Below are 3,276 nucleotides of genomic sequence, written 5' to 3'. Positions count from 1 at the left end.
AGTTGTATAGTTCACGATGTGTTGATATAAAATACCATTAAGGTTCACGATGTGTTGATATTTTTAAGTTCACGATGTGTTGATATTTGTCAAATAGTCGTTAGTAGGACAGGCGTCCCCCGTTTTCACGAGGACAGGCTCGCCTGTCTATTAGTCAATAGTTTTTAGTTATTAGTTGACAGTTATCAGTATACATCTAAAAACTTAAAGCTTTTAATGTAGGGGTCGAATTTATTCGACCCGAGTATTCTGGTAATTTTTTCAACGGGCTCGATTCATCGAGCCCCTACTACCTCTACGCTAAACGCTATACGCTACCCACTATTTTACTGGAGCAGCTTTCATTCCCTCTCTTAATTTTTCTAACTTAATCCAGGCCTGTAAAACTCCATTTATTATTGCTTCCGGTCGAGCAGGACAACCAGGGACATAAATATCAACAGGAATAATCTTATCTACTGGACCCAATAAATTATAAGAATTATAAAAAACTCCTCCGCTGGTGCCACAAGTTCCGACCACTATCACTACTTTAGGTTCAGGAGTCTGTTCATAGACACGTTTTACTCTATCTGCCATCTTATGAGTTACCGGTCCTGTTACTAACAGGACATCAGCATGTTTCGGGCTACCGACTAATTTTATTCCAAATCTTTCTAAATCATATCGAGGAGTCAATCCGGCTACAATTTCAATATCACAGCCATTGCAAGAACCTGTATTTAGGTGAAAAACCCATAAAGATCTTTCTAAATATTTATTTAATTTCACTTTATCTTCTCACTCCTACTATAATTAATATTACTACGGTTATTATCACCATCCAACCAGAATAATCATTTATATCACCAGTATGCATTTTAACTAAAGGATTATAGTAACCTTTTAATGCTTCTGTAAACCCCCAATAAATATGACTCGCACTGATATGAGAGCCTTCTTTGCTTAGTTCAGGGTTGCCTGAAATAAAAGGTTTGTCTTGCTCGGTATTCTTTTTATAACTTTTTTCTCCTTTATTTCTTATATAATAAACTAGACTACCAATTACTAAAACTAATATTACCCAAACCACAGCACTCCAAAAACCACTACCCGTTTCCAGCAATCCTAACATTTATTACATACCTCCTAACACTGTGCTGGTATACTTAAATTGCTCTATTAAAGACATTACCGCTGGATGGACTAAATTTTTTACTATTAGATCTGGAAATAATCCAAAAAATATTATAATAAAAGATAAAACAGCCATAGCAAATACCATGCTGCGCGGTACTTCTTTAACCTCTATAAATTGAGGTAATTTTGGGCCTAAAAACGCACTATGAAATACTTTAACAAATGATGCTAAAGTTAAGATACTAACTACCATTGCTATTATGGAAAGCAAAGGATTAAATTTATACACCGATTCATAAATTAAAAGTTTGGAGGCAAAACCATTAAAGGGCGGAAGCCCGGCAATAGCTGCTGCTCCAATAATAAAAAATATGGTAGTATATTTCATATAGTGAGCTAATCCGCCCATCTTATTAAGATCTCTAGTCCCTGTCCTAAAGAATAATGCACCGGCAGTTAAAAACAGTAAACCCTTATACATAGCATGATTCATAATATGAAATATTCCACCCTCCATAGCGGTAATTCCATATCGTTGTAAAGCAGTAGGATTGGCCAATACCGCTAATCCCACTCCTACTCCGAGAAGCATATATCCGGTCTGAGAAATAGCGTGATAAGCCATTAATCTTTTTATGTCTTTCTGAATTATGGCCATAGTAACACCTATAAACATGGATAAAAGACCAAATATAATAATTATCCACCCTACCGCTAAGGTATTTAAAGTAATATTATACAAAGAAAAAACTACTCTAAATATGGCATATAGACTGGCTTGACTGGCAGCAACTAATATCATAGTAATAGGTGCTGGTGCTTCTGAATAAGCATCGGGAGTCCACATATGCATAGGTACTGCTCCTGCTTTCATAGCCAGCACCGATACTAAAATCCCTAAAGCAATTTTGTCTAATTGAGAATATTTTATAACACTGGCTATAGCTGCAATATTAAGAACATCGTACTCTCCGTAAAAAATACCAATAGCAAATAAGACCATAAGAGCAGCAATTGAACTAACTACCATATATTTAAAACCAGCTTCTACTGGTTCTCCTAAATCAGTCCCTCTATAACAAATTAAGGAAACTGAAGCCATAGAAGCAATTTCTAAAAATACAAAGAAGTTAAATAGATCTCCGGTAAACTCCATACCAAACATACTTACGGTTAAAAGTAATAATAAAGAATAATAACTATCCAATCCATCTTTTTTATCTATAAAAGCTAAAGAATATATTGCTCCCAGGAAGGAAACCAGGGCAGTAATTAAACCCATAAATATACCCATAGCATCTACCTGGAACATAATTCTAATGGGAAATTTTAAACTAGAAGGCAAAGTTAATAAAGGTGATTTTGCCCCAAAGACATAAATCTGCGGACCTACTGATAATATTTTTACTGCTAATATAATAGTTAAAATTAAACTTAGACCTAAGACAAGGGTGGCAAAAATTCCGGTAGCTTTTTTATTTATTTTTCCTATAATTGGTATTAAAAAAGCAGCTAATAAAGGTAGAGCTAGAATCAGAATTGGAGTATGGTTCAATAGATTCATCCTCTCAACCTCCTTACTTCATTTACCTCTATGCTGCCGTAATGTTTATAAATCATCATAGCCATAGATAGTATTAAAGCAGTGGTAGCTACACCGATAACGATACTGGTAAGAGTTAAAGCCTGAGGAGTCGGTAGCACCATTACTGGTCCAGAAGGTGCTTGAGTATAAATAGGAGCTACTGCCCCTTTTTTAAATCCTAAAGTAATCAAAAACAGATTTATCCCATTTTCAATTAAATTAATACCTATAGCTAACTTAATTAAATTTTTTTGAAACATAAGAATATAAATTCCGCATCCTATGTATATTATTACGGTAATATAAGGAAAATTACCTATCATTTTCTGCGTTCTCCTTCTTTTTAGTATATTCTGCTCCATCTGCCATTAATAAAACAATAATTCCTAAACCGGCAAAAACTTCTAATCCCACTGCAATATTCATAAGGGGGAGTACTCCTGCCGTATTCATATCTCCAGGATTAATTCCCGGTATAACCATATTGCCAAACCAACTTCCACTATTAGCTAAAAAGTTATAAAAAAAGGTAGTCCCTAATCCTAGAAAAGCTACTACTATAAACATCGTTA

The 3,276-nt window shown here is 34.6% G+C and carries 4 protein-coding genes and 1 pseudogene; all 5 read right to left on the bottom strand.

The genetic code is table 11. The annotated features are described in order from the left end of the window. Window positions 1-321: 321 nt before the first annotated feature. A complete protein-coding gene (locus tag COZ07_RS01425) occupies window positions 322-771 on the bottom strand; it encodes an NADH-quinone oxidoreductase subunit B family protein (RefSeq protein ID WP_406606818.1) in 450 nt (149 codons plus the stop codon). A 1-nt stretch (window position 772) separates the two neighbouring features. Beyond that, the gene (locus COZ07_RS01420) at window positions 773-1,114 is read right to left on the bottom strand and encodes a hydrogenase (RefSeq protein ID WP_406606817.1); all 342 of its coding nucleotides are present in this window, start codon (window positions 1,112-1,114) and stop codon (window positions 773-775) included. Window positions 1,115-1,117: 3 nt separating this feature from the next. Beyond that, window positions 1,118-2,683, bottom strand: a complete 1,566-nt coding sequence (locus COZ07_RS01415; protein WP_406606816.1) for a proton-conducting transporter membrane subunit — start codon at window positions 2,681-2,683, stop codon at window positions 1,118-1,120. After that, on the bottom strand, window positions 2,680-3,027 hold the full coding sequence (locus COZ07_RS01410) for a sodium:proton antiporter (protein ID WP_406606815.1): 348 nt from the start codon (window positions 3,025-3,027) through the stop codon (window positions 2,680-2,682). The genes COZ07_RS01415 and COZ07_RS01410 overlap by 4 nt, the downstream gene beginning before the upstream one ends. Continuing rightward, window positions 3,017-3,276: pseudogene (locus COZ07_RS01405) on the bottom strand (sodium:proton antiporter); the annotation flags it as partial. The pseudogene COZ07_RS01405 and the gene COZ07_RS01410, both read right to left, overlap by 11 nt.

The organism is Candidatus Infernicultor aquiphilus, assembly GCF_002784285.1.
GTDB lineage: Bacteria > Atribacterota > Phoenicimicrobiia > Phoenicimicrobiales > Phoenicimicrobiaceae > Infernicultor > Infernicultor aquiphilus.
This window is presented reverse-complemented; position numbering and strand designations above follow the sequence as displayed.